Annotated in this window: 18 protein-coding genes; 11 read left to right on the top strand and 7 right to left on the bottom strand. The window is 66.0% G+C overall.

Annotation, left to right across the window (positions count from 1 at the left end):
- Positions 1-5: 5 nt before the first annotated feature.
- Positions 6-962, top strand: a complete 957-nt coding sequence (locus tag CH291_RS16645; RefSeq protein WP_068053165.1) for an alpha/beta hydrolase — start codon at positions 6-8, stop codon at positions 960-962.
- On the opposite strand, the gene CH291_RS16640 is transcribed toward CH291_RS16645, so the two are convergent.
- On the bottom strand, positions 918-1,808 hold the full coding sequence (locus tag CH291_RS16640; protein ID WP_068053162.1) for a glycine betaine ABC transporter substrate-binding protein: 891 nt from the start codon (positions 1,806-1,808) through the stop codon (positions 918-920). The two genes, CH291_RS16645 and CH291_RS16640, sit on opposite strands and share 45 nt — an antisense overlap.
- Before the next feature lie 207 nt (positions 1,809-2,015).
- On the opposite strand from CH291_RS16640, the gene CH291_RS16635 reads away from it, so the two are divergent.
- The 4 genes from CH291_RS16635 to CH291_RS16620 are packed head-to-tail and all read left to right on the top strand — an operon-like array spanning position 2,016 to position 5,492.
- The gene (locus CH291_RS16635) at positions 2,016-2,990 is read left to right on the top strand and encodes an ABC transporter substrate-binding protein (RefSeq protein ID WP_094641309.1); all 975 of its coding nucleotides are present in this window, start codon (positions 2,016-2,018) and stop codon (positions 2,988-2,990) included.
- Positions 2,990-4,141 (top strand): ABC transporter ATP-binding protein, encoded by a 1,152-nt coding sequence (locus tag CH291_RS16630; protein ID WP_068053157.1) that lies wholly within the window; start codon positions 2,990-2,992, stop codon positions 4,139-4,141. Before CH291_RS16635 ends, CH291_RS16630 begins: the two co-directional genes overlap by 1 nt.
- Complete coding sequence (locus CH291_RS16625; RefSeq protein ID WP_094688037.1) at positions 4,138-4,803, top strand: ABC transporter permease; 666 nt, start codon at positions 4,138-4,140, stop codon at positions 4,801-4,803. Before CH291_RS16630 ends, CH291_RS16625 begins: the two co-directional genes overlap by 4 nt.
- Complete coding sequence (locus CH291_RS16620; RefSeq protein ID WP_094688036.1) at positions 4,800-5,492, top strand: ABC transporter permease; 693 nt, start codon at positions 4,800-4,802, stop codon at positions 5,490-5,492. Before CH291_RS16625 ends, CH291_RS16620 begins: the two co-directional genes overlap by 4 nt.
- 78 nt (positions 5,493-5,570) lie before the next feature.
- On the opposite strand, the gene CH291_RS16615 is transcribed toward CH291_RS16620, so the two are convergent.
- The 4 genes from CH291_RS16615 to CH291_RS16600 all read right to left on the bottom strand — a co-directional run bounded on the left by CH291_RS16615 (position 5,571) and on the right by CH291_RS16600 (position 8,779).
- Complete coding sequence (locus CH291_RS16615) at positions 5,571-6,776, bottom strand: NAD(P)-dependent malic enzyme (protein ID WP_094688116.1); 1,206 nt, start codon at positions 6,774-6,776, stop codon at positions 5,571-5,573.
- Between the two features lie 271 nt (positions 6,777-7,047).
- The gene (locus tag CH291_RS16610; RefSeq protein WP_068053146.1) at positions 7,048-7,335 is read right to left on the bottom strand and encodes a hypothetical protein; all 288 of its coding nucleotides are present in this window, start codon (positions 7,333-7,335) and stop codon (positions 7,048-7,050) included.
- A complete protein-coding gene (locus CH291_RS16605) occupies positions 7,332-7,946 on the bottom strand; it encodes a MarC family protein (RefSeq protein WP_068053143.1) in 615 nt (204 codons plus the stop codon). Before CH291_RS16605 ends, CH291_RS16610 begins: the two co-directional genes overlap by 4 nt.
- Positions 7,943-8,779 (bottom strand): PHP domain-containing protein, encoded by an 837-nt coding sequence (locus tag CH291_RS16600; RefSeq protein ID WP_094688115.1) that lies wholly within the window; start codon positions 8,777-8,779, stop codon positions 7,943-7,945. The genes CH291_RS16605 and CH291_RS16600 overlap by 4 nt, the downstream gene beginning before the upstream one ends.
- 57 nt (positions 8,780-8,836) lie before the next feature.
- Here CH291_RS16600 and CH291_RS16595 point away from each other — a divergent pair, with 57 nt between their 5' ends.
- On the top strand, positions 8,837-9,925 hold the full coding sequence (locus CH291_RS16595; RefSeq protein ID WP_068053140.1) for a magnesium and cobalt transport protein CorA: 1,089 nt from the start codon (positions 8,837-8,839) through the stop codon (positions 9,923-9,925).
- Between the two features lie 139 nt (positions 9,926-10,064).
- A complete protein-coding gene (locus CH291_RS16590; RefSeq protein ID WP_094688114.1) occupies positions 10,065-11,021 on the top strand; it encodes an esterase/lipase family protein in 957 nt (318 codons plus the stop codon).
- A 7-nt stretch (positions 11,022-11,028) separates the two neighbouring features.
- Here CH291_RS16590 and CH291_RS16585 read toward each other — a convergent pair whose 3' ends face one another.
- Complete coding sequence (locus tag CH291_RS16585; RefSeq protein ID WP_094641303.1) at positions 11,029-11,622, bottom strand: suppressor of fused domain protein; 594 nt, start codon at positions 11,620-11,622, stop codon at positions 11,029-11,031.
- Positions 11,623-11,692: 70 nt separating this feature from the next.
- On the opposite strand from CH291_RS16585, the gene CH291_RS16580 reads away from it, so the two are divergent.
- The 4 genes from CH291_RS16580 to CH291_RS16565 all read left to right on the top strand — a co-directional run bounded on the left by CH291_RS16580 (position 11,693) and on the right by CH291_RS16565 (position 15,285).
- Entirely contained in the window at positions 11,693-12,409 is a 717-nt protein-coding gene (locus tag CH291_RS16580) for a metallophosphoesterase family protein (RefSeq protein WP_068053171.1), read from the top strand.
- Positions 12,399-13,262, top strand: a complete 864-nt coding sequence (locus CH291_RS16575; protein ID WP_094641301.1) for a chromosome partitioning protein ParB — start codon at positions 12,399-12,401, stop codon at positions 13,260-13,262. Before CH291_RS16580 ends, CH291_RS16575 begins: the two co-directional genes overlap by 11 nt.
- Positions 13,263-13,386: 124 nt before the next feature.
- The gene (locus tag CH291_RS16570; RefSeq protein ID WP_094688035.1) at positions 13,387-14,841 is read left to right on the top strand and encodes an MFS transporter; all 1,455 of its coding nucleotides are present in this window, start codon (positions 13,387-13,389) and stop codon (positions 14,839-14,841) included.
- A gap of 159 nt (positions 14,842-15,000) precedes the next feature.
- Entirely contained in the window at positions 15,001-15,285 is a 285-nt protein-coding gene (locus CH291_RS16565; protein WP_068053133.1) for a hypothetical protein, read from the top strand.
- Between the two features lie 65 nt (positions 15,286-15,350).
- Here the strand turns inward: CH291_RS16565 and CH291_RS16560 are convergent, their stop codons facing one another.
- Positions 15,351-16,520, bottom strand: coding sequence for an ABC transporter ATP-binding protein (locus CH291_RS16560; protein ID WP_094641297.1), 1,170 nt, complete (start codon positions 16,518-16,520; stop codon positions 15,351-15,353).
- Positions 16,521-16,523 lie beyond the last annotated feature (3 nt).

Genomic DNA, 16,523 nt, shown 5'->3' with positions numbered 1-16,523 from the left:
AGCCCGTGAAGTCCTTCTACGTTCCCCTGCCGATCGTCGCGGCAGCACTCAAGCCCTTCTATCGCCTGGCGCTGAATCCGCGTCTGTCGTTCCGAGCGCAGCGGGCCCTGCTCGAGGCGGCGGCTCCGGCGCAGACTCTTCCGCACGGAACCGTCGCGCAGAAGTTGACGCTCGCCGGACGGCGAGCGGAGCGCATCACCGTCGGGGCAACCGAACGCGACACCGCGATTCTGTACCTGCACGGCGGCGCGTACACGATCGGTTCGATCAACACGCACCGGTCGTTGGCCGCGCATCTGGCGCGGGAATCGGCCAGCGCCGTCTACGTGCTCGACTACCGGTTGGCCCCGGAGAACCCGTACCCGGCCGGTCTGGACGACGCCGTGGCGGCGTTCCGCGAGCTGGTCCGCGTGCACGGATTCACCGCGGACCGCATCGCCATCGCAGGCGATTCCGCCGGTGGAGGTCTGACGGTCGCCACCGCCCGGCGTCTGGTGGACGACGGCACCAGCCCGGCCGCACTCGGCCTGATCTCGCCCTGGGTCGATCCCGGTGCGCGCGACGCCGCCAAGGACCGCGATCTCGTGGTCAACACCGGCTGGTCCTACAGCTCGGCCGACGCCTATCTGGGTGCGGGCGATCCACTCGACCAGGGCTTCGCACCACTGCTGGGCAACCTCGACGGACTGCCTCCGACCGTCATGCACGTCGGCACCGACGAGGTGCTGTACGCGCAGATCACCGCGTTCGCGGACAAGCTGCGATCGTCGGGCGTCGAGCTCGAGCACGTGGAATACAAGAAGCTCTGGCACGTGGCTCATCTACAGGCGTCGATCCTGCGGGAGGCGGCTCAGGCCGTCCATCACATGGGCTCGTACCTGGGCCGCAAGGTCAGGGCAACGCAGACGGGCACAGTGTCACAGGTTGCGCTCACCGAGCCAGCGGCCGGCGACCTCGCCTGACGGAACGCCGTTGCGGACCTCGCCGATCATGTCGGCGAGGTCCGCAGTCGTCAGCTCCCCCGCCACCACGGAAAAGGACCTCACAGCACTCTCGCTGAGCACTCCGTCGACGTAGAGCGGAACCACGTTCTGCGCGGGATACACATGATCGTCGTCGGGCAGCGTGGTCAGATCCTTCGCCAACGGGCCGAACGAGGCGGTGCGAATCGCGAGTACGTCGACCTCCCCGGCGTTCAACCCGTCGACGGCGGACTGCGCATCGGCATACGGAGTGATATCGGTGAACGACGCCCCTGTGAACGTGGGACTCTTCGTGCCTTCGGCAATGACGTCCATGGGATCGACCTGGCCGTCCACGATTCCCACGGTCTTTTCCTCACGCCCCAGGAAGTCGGTCACCGTCTCGTCGCCCGATTCACTGTCCGACGCCACCGCAATGGCAAGTCGATCCTCGGCGGTGGCGTAATCCCCCACCGACAACCCGGCCGGCAGTGATCGGTTCAGTTCGGTGTACACGTCCTCGGCCTCGGTTGCCGCAGACAGAGTGTCGAAGGTGCGCAGCAGTTCTCCGGTGAGATCGGGAACCATCGTCACCTCACCGCGGTCCAGTGCCGCGAGGTAGTCGGCTCGGTCTCCCAGGTCGTCCTTCACCTCGACGTCCGCTCCCGTCGACCGCAGTCCACCGGCGTAGATCTGCGCGAGCAGACGCGACAGATCCGAGCTGCCTGCTCCGACGACGACGGCCGCGCCGGCAGGGTCGGTCGACGCGCCCGCACTGCAACCGCCGACCAGTCCGGCGATCGACATCACCAGGGCTGCTGCCAGAACCGACGATCGCACTGTCATTTTCTCCTGTTCACTGCCCGGGTGGTTTACCGATCTCGGCCGCGGGGCACTAGTGCGAACGAGACGGTAGTCGAACCAACCTTATGGGCACGCTGAATTCGACTACCATCCCGAGCAGCCCGAGTCCTGGTTTCGACGATGCCCCCGCAGCCCGGAGGCGGCGATCGGCGATGGGTAGGACTGTGCCCGAACCGATGGAAGGACACCATGACCACCTCCCGAATCACGCGCGCGTTCTCCGCTCCGAGGGCAGTGGCCGCCGTAGCCGCACTCGCTCTCTCGGTCACCGCTCTGACCGCCTGCGGCGGAAATTCGGATCCACTGTCCAGCGGTGGCGGCGAGAGCAACAGCGACACCAACTCGATCATCGTCGGCTCGGCCAACTTCCCCGAGTCCGAGACCGTGGCGAACATCTACGCCGAGGCTCTGCGCGCCAACGGTTTCGAGGTGAGCACCAAGCTCAACATCGGCAGCCGTGAGGCCTACATTCCGGCAGTGCGAGACGGGTCGATCGACCTGATCCCCGACTACACCGGCAACCTGCTGCAGTACTTGGACGAATCCGCGACCGCCACGTCCTCCGAGGACGTCCTGGCCGCACTGCCCGCGGCTCTGGGCGACGACCTCACCGTGACAGCGCAGGCACCGGGCGAGGACAAGGACGCCGTCGTCGTCACGCGCCAGACCGCCACCGAGCGCAACCTCACCACCATCGGCGACCTCGCCCCGTTCTCCTCCGAGGTGACCTTCGCCGGTACCCCGGAATTCCAGGAACGCGTCGGCGGCCTGCCCGGTCTGCGAGACAAGTACGGCCTGGACATCTCGCCCGGCAACTACATCCCGATCTCCGACGGCGGCGGCCCGGCGACGGTCGAGGCCCTCGTCTCCGGACAGGTCGTCGCCGCGGACATCTTCACCACCGCCCCCTCGATCGCACAGAACGATCTGGTCGTCCTCGAGGACCCGGAGAACAACTTCGCGGCCCAGAACATCATTCCGGTGCTGCGTACAGCCAAGCAGTCCGACAAGCTCACTCAGGTGCTCGACGCCGTGTCGGCGCAGATCACCACCGAGGAGCTGATTGCGCTGAACACGCGAGTGTCCGGTGACGAGAAGGTCGAGCCCGCGGCAGCAGCAGCGGATTGGGTCCAGGACAAGGGTCTGGATCAGCCGGTCAGCTGATGATCACCTTCGAGAGCATCAACAAGACGTATCCGGACGGCACCACTGCCGTCGACTCGCTGGACCTGGTGATCGAGCCACACTCGTTCACCGTGTTCGTGGGGCCGTCCGGCTGCGGCAAGACCACCTCGATGCGAATGATCAATCGCATGATCACGCCCACCTCGGGCGTCATCACGGTCGACGGGCGCAACATCGCCGACATCGACGCGGTGAAGCTGCGCCGCGGCATCGGATACGTCATCCAGAGTGCCGGGTTGCTGCCGCACCGGACCGTCGTCGACAACGTCGCCACGGTGCCGGTACTCAACGGCGAATCGCGTCGCGCAGCACGCACAGCCGCGCTCGACGTTCTCGAGCGCGTCGGCCTCGACCCGGCATTCGCCTCGCGCTACCCGGCGCAACTGTCCGGCGGGCAGCAACAGCGTGTGGGCGTCGCCCGGGCGCTTGCCGCAGACCCGCCGATCCTGCTGATGGACGAGCCCTTCAGCGCGGTCGACCCGGTGGTTCGGGAGGAACTGCAGATCGAGATGCTGCGACTGCAGGCCGATCTGAAGAAGACGATCGTGTTCGTCACCCACGACATCGACGAGGCCGTACGGCTCGGTGATCGCATCGCCGTGTTCGGACCCCAGGGCCGATTGCAGCAGTACGACAAGCCGGAAACCGTACTCGCCTCCCCGGCAACGTCCTTCGTGGCGTCGTTCGTCGGTCGCGATCGTGGCTACCGCGGCCTGTCGTTTCGATCGGCACAGTCGGTGACCATGCACCCCATCCATACGGCGACCGAGGACGAGATCCACGGTCTGAGGCTGGACCAGGGGCAGTGGGTCCTCGTCGTCGATGGGCAGCGCCGTCCACTCGGATGGATCGACGCGACCGGAGTCGAGAAGGTGCGCGAAGGCCGGAGCATCGACGAGAGCACGGCGGCGGGCGGCTCCCTGTTCCTCGAGGGCGGCGATCTGCGTCAGGCACTCGACTCGGCGATCTCCTCGCCGTCGGGGATCGGTGTCGCGGTCGATGCATCCGGGGCGGCCGTGGGTAGCGTCGACGGGGCTGAGATACTCGAAAACCTTGCTGCACAACGCAAGTCGGAGGACTCCGAACGCAACCGGCACCACTTCCTCACTACCGGGGACAACGAACAGTGATCTGGCTGCTGGACAACTTCGATGTGGTTCTCGGCTACACGAAGACTCACCTGTATCTCTCGCTCGTCCCGCTGCTCATCGGACTGTTGATCGCCATCCCGTTGGGTACCGTCATTCGCAACACCCGTTGGGTTCGCCGAATCACGTTGACGGTGGCCAGTATTGCCTTCACGCTTCCGTCGCTGGCTTTGTTCGTCACCATCCCCGCGATCGTCGGTCTGCCCGTTCTCGATCCGTTGAACGTGGTGATCGCGCTGGCGGTGTACTCGACCGCGCTGCTCGTGCGCGCAGTACCCGAGGCACTCGATTCGGTGCCGTTCGCCGTGGTCGATTCCGCCGAGGCGATGGGCTACTCGACACTGCGGAGAGCAGTGACCGTCGAACTGCCACTGGCACTTCCGGTACTCATCGCCAACATCAGGGTCGTCGCGGTCACGAACATCTCGTTGGTCTCGGTGGGCTCGGTGATCGGCATCGGCGGCCTCGGCCAGCTGTTCACCCAGGGCTACCAGCGTGACTATCCCGATCAGATTTTCGCGGGCATCATCTCGATCGTGTTCCTGGCGTTGATCTTCGACGCGGCCCTGTACCTGCTGGGGCGTCGTCTCACCCCGTGGACGCGGCTGAGCACAGGCTCGTCGAAGAAGAAGGCACGCGCATGAATCTCTTCTCCGAGGCGTTCTCGTACATTCTCGACGGCGGAAATTGGGCCGGTCCCACGGGAATCGGCGCACGGCTGATCGAACACATGTGGTACAGCCTGTTGGCAGTGTTGCTCTCGGCTGCCGTCGCGGTTCCGGTCGGTCTGCTCATCGGTCACCTGCGCCGCGGTGAGGCCGTCATCGTCGGGCTCGTCAACGCGCTGCGGTCGCTGCCGACCCTCGGCATTCTCGTGTTTCTGGTTCTGGTGATCGGGTTGGGCCTGATCCCGCCGATCATCGCATTGGTGCTGCTGGGCATTCCTCCGCTGTTGGCCGGCACGTACTCCGGCATCGCGAACGTCGACGCCAACGTCGTCGACGCCGCCCGGGCGATGGGGATGACCGAAACCCAAGTGCTGTTTCGCGTCGAGATCCCCAACGCTCTTCCCCTGATCCTCGGCGGGTTGCGCAACACCACACTGCAGATCATCGCCACCGCGACCATCGCGGCCTACGTCAACCTCGGCGGGCTCGGCCGTTACATCTTCGACGGGCTCGCGCTCTACGACTACGGCCGCGTTCTGGTCGGCGCGATTCTGGTGGCGCTGCTGACCCTGATCGTCGACGGCCTGCTCGCACTCGCCGTGTGGGCGTCCGTTCCTGGAACCGGTCGCCTGCGGCGGATGCCGACCGGACTCGCCAGGGTCTGACTCGAGCCACGACGAAAGACACCGGCGAACCGCAGGCCCGGGTGGGGCCGGGTTCGCCGGTGTTTTCTTTCCGTTTTCCTACGCGACGCCCTCGGCTCGCGCTGCTGCCGCAACTGCGTCCGCAACGGCCGGGGCGACACGAGGATCGAGTGGGCTGGGCACGATTTTGTTCGCAGCCAACTCGTCGCCGAGAACCGAGAGGATTGCCTCGGCAGCGGCGAGCTTCATGCCTTCGGTGATGCGGCGGGCACCTGCGTCGAGCGCGCCCTTGAACACACCGGGGAAGGCGAGAACATTGTTGATCTGGTTCGGGAAGTCGCTGCGTCCGGTTGCCACGACGGCGGCGTACTTCCTCGCCACCTCCGGATGGATCTCCGGATCCGGGTTGGACAGCGCGAACACGATGGAGTTCGGGGCCATCGAGGCGATGTAGCTCTCGTCGACCTTGCCCGCGGACAGACCGAGGAACACGTCGGCTCCGGCCAGGGCGTCGACCGCTCCGCCGGCCAGTGTACGGGGGTTGGTGCGCGCGGCGAGGTCGGCCTTGACGCTGGTGAGATCCTGGCGATCGGAAGAGACGATCCCCCGCGAGTCCAGCACCACCACGTCCCGGATGCCGGCCAGGAGCAGCATGTTGGCGCACGCCACACCTGCTGCCCCGGCTCCGGAGATGACGACCTTCAGTTCGGAGGTGCTCCGGCCCTGCACCTTCGCGGCCCCGTTGAGCGCGGCGAGGACGACGATGGCGGTGCCGTGTTGGTCGTCGTGCATGACCGGGCATTCGAGCGCCTCGATGACGCGGCGTTCGATCTCGAAGCAGCGCGGCGCCGAGATGTCTTCGAGGTTCACGGCACCGAAGCTGTGCCGCATCCGCACGATGGTCTCGACGATCTCGTCGACGTCGTTGGTGTCGAGCACGATCGGGATGGAGTCGAGGCCCGCGAACTTCTTGAACAGTGCGGCCTTGCCTTCCATCACCGGCAACGACGCGCGCGGACCGATATCGCCCAGGCCGAGCACGGCGGAACCGTCGGAGATGACGGCGACGAGGCGATCGGTCCAGGTGTATCGCTTGGCCAGCGCGGGTTCGGCGGCGATGGCGCGGCTGACCTGGGCCACTCCGGGAGTGTAGGCGATAGAGAGATCGCGCTGGGTCTCGAGCGGCGCTGCCAACTCGACCGACAGCTTCCCGCCGAGGTGCCCGGCGAAGATCTCCTCGTCGGTGATTCCGGCGGGAAGGGCCGGCGTTGTGGGTGTTGCTGCGGTGTCTTCGACTGCCGTCACGGTGAAAGCTCCTCGCACTGTCGACCTCGACCGGCGAGGCGACGAAATGTCAACGAAGTGAGTGGTGGAAATGAGGGCCGTCGGAGTGCGCCAGTGCTGGCTGCAAACTGCCGAGAGCGTGTCTCGCATGTGAGGCGGGTGCGCCTGCACGATCAGCGATGGGCTGTAGCCCTGTCGGTGCCCCAGTGTGCCACATCGCCACCCCACCTGACCACAGAGTCAGAACGGAGCAGATCTCGGTGCCACCGCTGTGCTACTGCCACCACCGCTTCTACTGCCACCACTGTGTCCACAGGACGAGGCCGGTGGCGACGAAGACCACGATCGCCCCGAGGACGGCCGAGAATCCGCGACGGTGATCGGTGACGCGCTGCGCGAACACGGCAACGATCGCCGCGACGATGTGTGCGGCGACCGAGAGACCGCCAGGACCGGGGAATCCGCGGGAGTGCCCCAGATACTGCGTGACGGCGACGCCTATGGCGAGCACCACCAGTCCTGCGGTGACGATGCCACTGAGCCCGCGCAGGAATCGGAGCCCGAACGATCCCCCGGTCATCCGCCGGCCACGAATCCGCGAACAGAATCCGCGATCAGCTGCACCGCGATGGCGGCGAGCAACAGGCCGGCGATGCGGGCCAACAGCGAGATGCCGCCCTCTCCGAGGAGCCGGATCAGCGCCGTCGAGAATCGCAGCACCAGGAAGAACAGCACGTGAATGGTGATGATGCCCAACGCAATTGCCAGGAACGAACCGGCGTCACCGTCGGCCTGGCTGACGTAGACGATCACCGCGGCAATGGCACCGGGGCCGGCCATGAGCGGAGTCCCGAGCGGCACGAGCGCGACGTTGACGTCCTCCGCGGCGGTGTCTCCGCCCGCGCCCTTTCCGGTGAGCAGTGACAACGCGATGAGCAGCAGCAACAACCCACCTGCGCCCTGCAGTGCCGGAATGCCGATGTGCAGGTAGCTCAGGATCGCTTGGCCGCCGATCGCGAACACCGAGATGACGGTCAGTGAGACGGCGGGAGCCTGCCACGCGGCCTTGTTGCGTTCTTCTTTGCTCTTGCGGCCCACCAGCGACAGGAACACGGGGATCGCGCCCGGTGGGTCCATGATGACGAACAGGGTGATGAGCACCGTCAGGTAGAGCGTCACGTCGAATGTCATGGGCGTGCCGCCGCGACGAGACGGTCGTATTGCTCTGGGGCCGTGGTGTATTCGCCCAGTTTCACCGTCTTGTTGGTGCCGTGGTAGTCCGAGGATCCGGTGACGATCAGGTCCAGTTCGGCAGCGAGATCGGCCATCACCGCGGTGTCCTGCGGCGAGTGGTCCATGTGATGCACTTCCACTCCCCCGAGACCGCGCGTTGCGAGTTCGCGAATGTGATCGAGGTCGAGGATGCGACCGCGGGCACGAGCTCTGGCGTGCGCGAGCACACTGACACCGCCTGCCGCGGCGATCATGTCGACCGCGACCTCGAGGGGAGTGTCGACCTTCTCGACGTAGTACTTGCCGCTCGTCGCCAACGGACCGGCGAAGGCTGCGTCCATGTTCGGAACGTAGCCGGCGTCGATCAGCGCGCGACCCAGGTGCGGTCGTCCGGCTGCCGCTCCGGCCGAGGCCAGCACCGCGTCGGGATCGATGGGCAGACCGTCCGCCGCCATCTTCTCGGCGATGGCACGCAATCGAGTGACCCGCTCGCCGCGCAACCGTGCGCGCTCGCCCGCGAAGGCCGCGTTCGCCGGGTCGAACAGATACGCGAGCAGGTGCACGGGGACCGGCTCGCCGTCCTCGCCTCGCCCGGTGCAGGAGAGTTCCATGCCGCGCACGAGCGTGAGGCCGGACGGCAGTGCGGCGGCCGCTTCGTCCCACCCCGAGGTGGTGTCGTGGTCGGTCAGAGCCACCACCGACAGTCCCGCCTCGGCTGCGGCGCGGACCAGCTCGGCCGGGCTGTCGGTGCCGTCGGACGCCGTCGAGTGGGTGTGGAGATCGATGAGCACCTGCACAGTGTTCCAGGCCCACTCCGTCGTCGTTTTGCTGGCGTACGATTGCCCGCCATGCCGTCCCTTCCACCACGCCCGTCGCTGCCGTCACTGCATCGACGTTCGGCCAAGGCCGGTCCCGAGCCGATACCGCGCATTCCGGTGCCCACGGCCCGGGCGATCGTCGACTGCGCGGTCTACGTCGACGGGGCTCGACTGCCCGGGAGATTCACGCACACCTCGGCCATCGCGGAGGTCCGCGCCCGCGGCGAGGGATTCGTGTGGGTCGGTCTGCATGCACCCGACGAACACCAGATGAGCGCGATCGCCCAGTGTTACGGCCTGCACGAGCTGATGGTCGAGGACACCGTGCACGCCCATCAGAGGCCCAAGCTCGAGCGCTACGACGACGTCGCATTTCTGGTGCTGCGCACGGTGAAGTACGTCGAGCACGAGTCGGTGACGACGGCCAACGAGATCGTCGAGAGCGGCGAGATCATGGTGATGGTCGGCCGCGACTTCGTCATCACCGTCCGGCACGGGGAGCATTCGGGGTTGGCCGGTGTGCGTCAGCGCCTCGAAGCGAACCCGGAACAGCTGGCGCTCGGTCCGTCGGCGGTACTGCACGCGGTGGCCGACCACGTCGTCGACGAGTATCTCGCGGTGACCGACTCGATCGAGCGAGACGTCGACGGCATGGAGGAGGAAGTGTTCTCGCCGCACCACCACGTGCCCATCGAGAACATCTATCTCCTCAAGCGGGAGGTCGTCGAGCTGCGACGGTCGGTGACACCACTGTCGACGCCGTTGGCGCGTCTGGTGCAGGAGCCGAGCGTCCCCAAGGCGGTGCGACGCTACCTGCGCGACGTGCAGGACCATCAGACGACCGTCGCCGAACGTATCTCCGAGTACGACGAGGTGCTCAGCTCATTGGTCGACGCCGCGCTGGCGCGAGTGACGATGCAGCAGAACCTGGACATGCGCAAGATCTCGTCGTGGGTGGCGATCGCCGCTGTGCCGACGATGGTCGCGGGCATCTACGGCATGAATTTCGACAACATGCCCGAGTTGCACTGGACGTACGGCTATCACCTGATGGTCGCGGTCGTGTTGTGCGTGTGTATCGGACTGTGGCGGACGTTCCACAAGAACGACTGGCTCTAGCGACCTTTCGCAGATTGGACAACGTCCAACAGAGTCCGACGGTCGTTGGTGATTACCCCGACCCCTTCCGGGTCACGATCCCGCCGGTCCTGACCGGATGAGACTGCAGAAGTTCTGCATCTCCGTCCGGAAGGGATCGATGAGAATCCGCTCACTGGTAGTGGCCGTCGCGATCATGACCGTCTGCGCTCCGGGTACAGCTCATGCCGGGTCGAACCCCGATCTCGGTCCCGTGCTCACCGTCGCTCCGGCCGCCCTCGACCACGCCCTCACGTGCACCCCCGATCTGCACGACGCCACCCGCGATCCGGTCCTGCTCACCCCGGCCTTCGCCACCGATCAGCAATCGTTCGGTTGGAACTATCTGCAGTCACTGCCCGCCGCTGGGATACCGGTGTGCAGCCTTTCGCTTCCCGACGAGGGCTACGGAGACCTCCAGGTCGCCGCCCAGTACGTGGTGCATGCGGTCCGCACCATGGCAGCCGACAGCGGTCGCCAGGTCGTCCTGATGGGTCACCAGCACGGTCCACTCGACGAGCTGTGGGCGTTGACGTTCTGGCCGGATCTGCCCGCACTGGTGTCCGACTTCGTCTCGCTCGCCACCCCGTACAACGGCACCGACTCGGCGCGCTCGGGATGCGACGACTCGCACGAATGCCCGCCGGCGAACTGGCAGATCGCCACCGGATCGAAGTTCCTCACCGCACTGGCGGCGCGTCCGTTGCCCGCGGGGCCCAGCTACACCTCGATCTATACGAAGTTCGACCAATTGATCTACCCGCAACCGCACGCCAGCACCCTCGCCGGGGCCGCCAACATCGCCGTCCAGGACGTCTGCCCGCTCCGGCCCGTCGAACATTTCAACATCATCGGCGACAACGTCGCCTTTCATCTCGTCCTCGACGCGCTCGAACACGACGGACCTGCTGTGCGCGAACGCATCTCGGACGACCTGTGTTTCACCACCACGATGCCGAACCTGCGTTACGACGCGGATGCCGCGATCACCGGACTGAAGTATCTGGCCGAGGTGCCTCTGCACCTCATCTTCGATTCCGTCACCGCCGAACCGGAATTGGCGTCCTACGCGCGATGACGTCTCGTCAGAGACTGGCCGCAGATCGATTCGGATCGCGCACGTCGATCCCTGCCTCGGTCCAGGCCTCCCGCAGGGCCGCGGCACCGCGTAGACGCACCCACGCGGCCTCGGTGCCGGTCAACGGCACTGCGGCCAGAAAGCGAACCGGATCGTAGGGCTCGGGCAGCGTCAGATCGGCGATATCGCTCTCGCCCAGCAGCACTGCGGTGAACGGCGCGTTGGTCCACAGCGGCTCGCCCAGGTCGAGCAGCGCGTCCTCGACGAGTACGACGCCCTCCACTGCGGGAGAGGCAGCGAGCACGGCCAGGGACTTGTGCACGCCCGACGCCACGCCTGCTCCACCGCGCAGAGTCAGCACCAGTTCGGCTCGGGGGCCGCGCGATGGATCGGCGACGAGTTCGTTGGGGTCGGCCATGGGGTGACGAGAACAGCCGAGACTGACGTATCGGACCACGTCGGAGTCCGCGCCGAATCTCAGCACGTCCAGTGACTCGAGGCCGAGGAACGTCACCGACGCCGACGACGGATTCTCGTCGCCGATCTCGGTCACCAGATGTGCGCGTACCGCTTCGATGACACTGTCGCTCACCTGACCCATCCAACACCACCGATGCCCGAGAAGTCCGTTCGGAGGTACCACCGCACCGGAGGTGGGTACCGTCGTACCCGTGGTCTCCGTTCTCGCAGTTGCCGACGAAACGATCGAATCCCTGTGGAGTCCGCAGGTGAAGTCGCTCGCAGTCGACCTGATCCTCGGCGCGGGCGACCTCCCGTTCGATTACCTCGAGTACCTCACCGACGCGCTGAACGCACCGTGTGTGTTCGTGCCGGGCAATCACGACGCGGACCTCACCGGGTACTCGGCCGGGCGCGCAGGGTGGATGCGTGCCGGGCTGCCCGCCACCTGGCCCGGACCGGTCGGTGCCGTCAACGTCGATCGTCGCATCGTGTCGGCGGCAGGCCTCCGGATCGCCGGGCTCGGCGGGTCCATCCGCTACAACGGTGGGCCCAATCAGTGGACCCAACGGCAGCAGCGACGTCGATCACGAACGCTGACCCGGACGTTCGCGTGGCATCGCAACGTGCGCAAGGACCTTCGGCCCGTCGACATTCTGCTCACCCACAGTCCACCGCTCGGCGTCGGCGACGACACCGATCCGGCGCACATCGGTTTCGACTGTCTGGACGAGGTGACGCGTCGACTCTCCCCACAGTTGTTGTTGCACGGCCACATTCATCCGCACGGTCACACCCCGGACGACCTGTCCCTGCACGGCGCGGCGGTGATCAACACCGTCGGATACACCCTCCTCGAGATCGAACCGGGCGGCGAGAGACCGGATTTCGAGACACCCAAGATCGTGAGGCGCAGACATGGCACGTGACACCGGATTTCCGGCCGCCGACGCGGAGAACGACTTCACCCGCCAACGCCGCCGCGCCGACGTCGCACGTCTGGTCGGGTGGCTGCGTCGTCAACCTGACGACGTCAACACCATCCTGCCGTTCGACGAGGTGGTCGCCGCCCTCGGCAAGGTGGGCGAGCGTCACCTCGGCCTGCAGGTCATCCGCGTCGAGACCATCGTCGGCAGCGTCGATCGCACTCGTGATTTCGATCGATTCTTTCGGCCGACGTCGGCGCGCATCCGCGAACGCTGGCAACGACTCGCGGCTGCTCAGCGCCGCGGCGAGGCGATGCCGCCGATCCAGGTGTACCGCATCGGTGGCATGCACTTCGTCGTCGACGGACACCATCGAGTCTCCATCGCCTTCGCGATGCACCGGACGTCGATCGACGCCGTCGTCACCGAGATCATCACCCGCATCTCACCGGAGGGCATCACCCGACGCGGCGACCTGCTGATCAAGGATCACCGGCGCATCTTCCTCAGTCGTGTCCCGTTGGTGGGCAAGGCACGCGAGGCCGTTCAGGTGACCGATCCGTTCGATTACGCCCAGCTGAGCGAATCGGTGGAGGCGTGGGGCTTCCGGTTGATGCAGGAGGTCGGCGAGTTCGTCGACCGCGGTACCGTCGCGCGGCGCTGGTTCGGTGAGGAATACCTCCCGGTGGTGCGCATGGTGCGCGCTGCGGAGATCCTCGAGGACCGCACCGACGCGGAGGCGTACCTGTGGATGAGCCGGGAGCGTTACCGCCTGGTGCGCGAGCATGTGTGGAACGACGAGATCGTCAGCGAACTGCGGCAGAAGGCGCTGGGCAAGCCCACCCGTCCGCAGTGACACGGTGCCGTCGTCGGGGACCGCTTCCCTGGTTCGGCGATATCTGATAGTCACTTAGATGCATTCAACAATTTATTTGCGTCGCTTCTAGTGCTTTTTCGACAGGTAACGAGGTAGTTCTTCCATGTCCACCCGCCGCATACTGCTGCCCGGACTCTGTTTCATCGTCATGACTCTCGCCGTTCTGCAGACGATGGTCGTCCCCATCGTCGGAACCATCGGCACCCAACTCGGCGTCAGCACCACGGCCGCAGGTTGGGTACTGACGGGCAACCTCCTCGCAGCGGTCATTGCCACCCCCGTCATCGGCCGGCTCGCCGACCTGCACGGCAAGCGGCCGGTGCTCATCGGTGTACTCACCGTCGTCCTCGCCGGGTCCTTGCTCGCGGCCCTGACGCACTCGCTGCTCTGGTTGATCGTCGGTCGCGTCCTGCAGGGAGTGTCCTATGCCCTGTTCCCCATCGCGCTGGCGGTACTGCGCGACGAGATGCCCCCACGAAAGCTCGTCGGCTCGATGGCCGTCCTGTCCGGGACACTGGGCGTCGGCGGCGGCTTCGGACTGGTTCTGACCGGGCTGCTCACCGCCAACGGAGCCGACTACCACCGCGTGTTCTGGCTCACTGTCGTGTTCGTCGTGCTCGCCCTCGCGATCGCCTGGTTCGGCGTGCCCGCGCGACCGAAGACCAGCGGTGGCACCGTCGACTGGTGGGGTGCCGCAGGACTCGCCGTGACCCTCCTGCTCCTGTTCCTCGCGTTGACACAAGGCCGCACCTGGGGCTGGGGTTCGGTGGCCACCCTCGGCTGCGCCCTTGCCGGTGTACTGACGGGGACGCTCTGGTGGCTGCTCGAGAAGCGCACCGCCGAACCGTTGGTCGCGCCCCGCATGCTCACCCACGGTCCGCTGCTCGCCACCAACGTCGCCACCGTGTTCGTCGGTATCGGGATGTTCGTCAACTTCCTCGCCTGCTCGTACTTCGTGCAGACACCACGAGCGGTGGCGGGCTACGGCTTCACCGCCAACGTTCTCGAGGCGAGCGTGGTCTACCTGCTACCCGGCGCGGCGGTCGGCGTGGTTGCGGCCGTCCTCAGCGGTCGTCTCATCCGGTCCTTCGGGCCGCGTCGAGTTCTGATCGCAGGTGCGGTGACCGGGCTGGTCGGCTTCGTGTTCGTCGCACTGGCGCACGATCACACCTGGCAACTGATCACCGCCGGTGTGGTCATCAACGTGTTCGTCAGTCTCGCGTTCGCTGCCCTGCCCAACCTGCTCATGGCCGAGGTCGATGCGGCGGACACCGGCGTGGCCAACAGTGTCAACTCGATCGTCAGAACCGTCGGCACGTCGATCGCAAGCGCAACACTGTCCACCGCACTGGCCATGTTCGCCATCGACGGGACCGGGGTCGCCCGTGAAATCGTCTACACCGCGGCCTTCGCCGCCGGAGCGGTGGCCTGTCTCGTCGTCGGATTGGCGGCCCTGGCCATCAAGAGCACTCCGAACACCGGCGAATCGGTGGTCGGCGGCCGCAGCGAACCGGCCGTTCCGGCTGGCAGCACTGCCAGGTCTGCGCCGACGACCTGACCACTGCCCGTGCCGCGACCAGGGGAGACGCACGAAATCACGGGCAACGCTCCTTGGCAGAAAGCTCGTAATGTGCTGGGAGGTAGCAGTTTTCCCTGTCGCGGGCCCACCTCGTCGACCTAACGTCGGAGAAGTACGAACACCGACGAAAGGGAACACATGAACACCCGAAAGATCTTCACCCGCGCAGCAGTGACCGGGGCTCTGGTGGCCATTCCTCTGGTGGCAATGGCGGGCACAGCATCGGCCGATCCACTGTGGACGGACCGGGGCGACAATCACACCCGATACGACGACAACCGAAACGACGGGCCGAACCAGTTCGAGCTCTCCGAGCTGTTCCCCCAGGCACCGGCGCCGCAGCTGCAGAATCCGGCACCGAACGTGGTGCCGTACAACTTCTTCCAGGGCTACCAGCTGCCGAGCACCGGCTCTGCGTTCTGAGCCTGCGGCATGTGCGCGGAACTTCGTAGCCCACTACGAGTTTCCGCGCACATGCGCGCAGCGCTCTACAGCGTCAGGTTCGCACCCGAGGCCTGGTCGAACACCGAGATCTTCGCCGGGTCGAACCACAGTTCCACCTGACCACCCTCGGCGGCCTTGGATTCGGCGGCCAGGCGCGCAACCACCTGTGCGCCACCGAGATCGGCAATACCCGCGTCCGCTGCGAGCTCCTGCAGCTCACTGGATTCGACCCGCGCACCCTTGAGCGTGAAGTACACGTACTTGTCGCTACCCATCGACTCGAGTACGTCGACGGTGGCGGTGAAGGTGGCACCGCTCATCTTCTGGTAGCCGTCGATCAGTGCTGCGTCCTCGAAGTGCTCGGGGCGGATGCCGACGACCACCTCGCGACCCGGGTTCTTGGCCTTGATCGCGTCCATCCGCTCGAGCGGGATGTCGATCTCACCGAGCGCGGTCGACACTCCGTTCGCGGTGAGCTGTCCGGGAACGAAGTTCATCGAGGGCGATCCGATGAAGCCGCCCACGAACAGGTTTCGCGGCTTGTCGTACAGCTCCTGCGGAGAACCGATCTGCTGCACCAATCCGCCGCGTAGCACCACGACGCGATCGCCGAGGGTCATGGCCTCGGTCTGGTCGTGCGTGACGTACACGGTGGTGGTGCCGAGCCGCTTCTGCAGACGTGAAATCTCGGCGCGAGTCTGCACACGCAGCTTCGCGTCGAGGTTGGACAGCGGCTCGTCCATCAGGAACGCACTGGGGGTACGAACGATGGCGCGGCCCATGGCAACTCGCTGACGCTGACCACCGGAGAGGTTCGCCGGCTTGCGGTCGAGGTGCTGACTGAGGTCGAGGATCTTGGCTGCCTCTTCGACCTTGCTGTTGATCTCCGACTTCGAGAGCTTCGCGAGCGTGAGCGGGAACGCGATGTTCTGCCGCACCGTCATGTGCGGATACAGCGCGTACGACTGGAACACCATCGCGATGTCGCGATCCTTCGGTGCCTTCTCGTTGACGCGCTCCCCCGCGATGCGCAGCTCGCCGGACGAGATGTCCTCGAGACCGGCGATCATGTTGAGGGTCGTGGACTTTCCGCAACCGGACGGGCCGACGAGGATGATGAACTCGCCGTCGGCAATGGTGATGTCGACGTCGCTGACGGCAGCCGCGCCGTCGGGGTAGAGCTTGGTGACTTTGTCGAGAACGATTTCGGCCATGAC

Source organism: Rhodococcus sp. 14-1411-2a, from assembly GCF_002259485.1.
GTDB lineage: Bacteria > Actinomycetota > Actinomycetes > Mycobacteriales > Mycobacteriaceae > Rhodococcoides.
The sequence above is the reverse complement of the archived record's forward strand: the minus strand, read 5'-3'. Positions and strand labels throughout refer to the sequence as shown.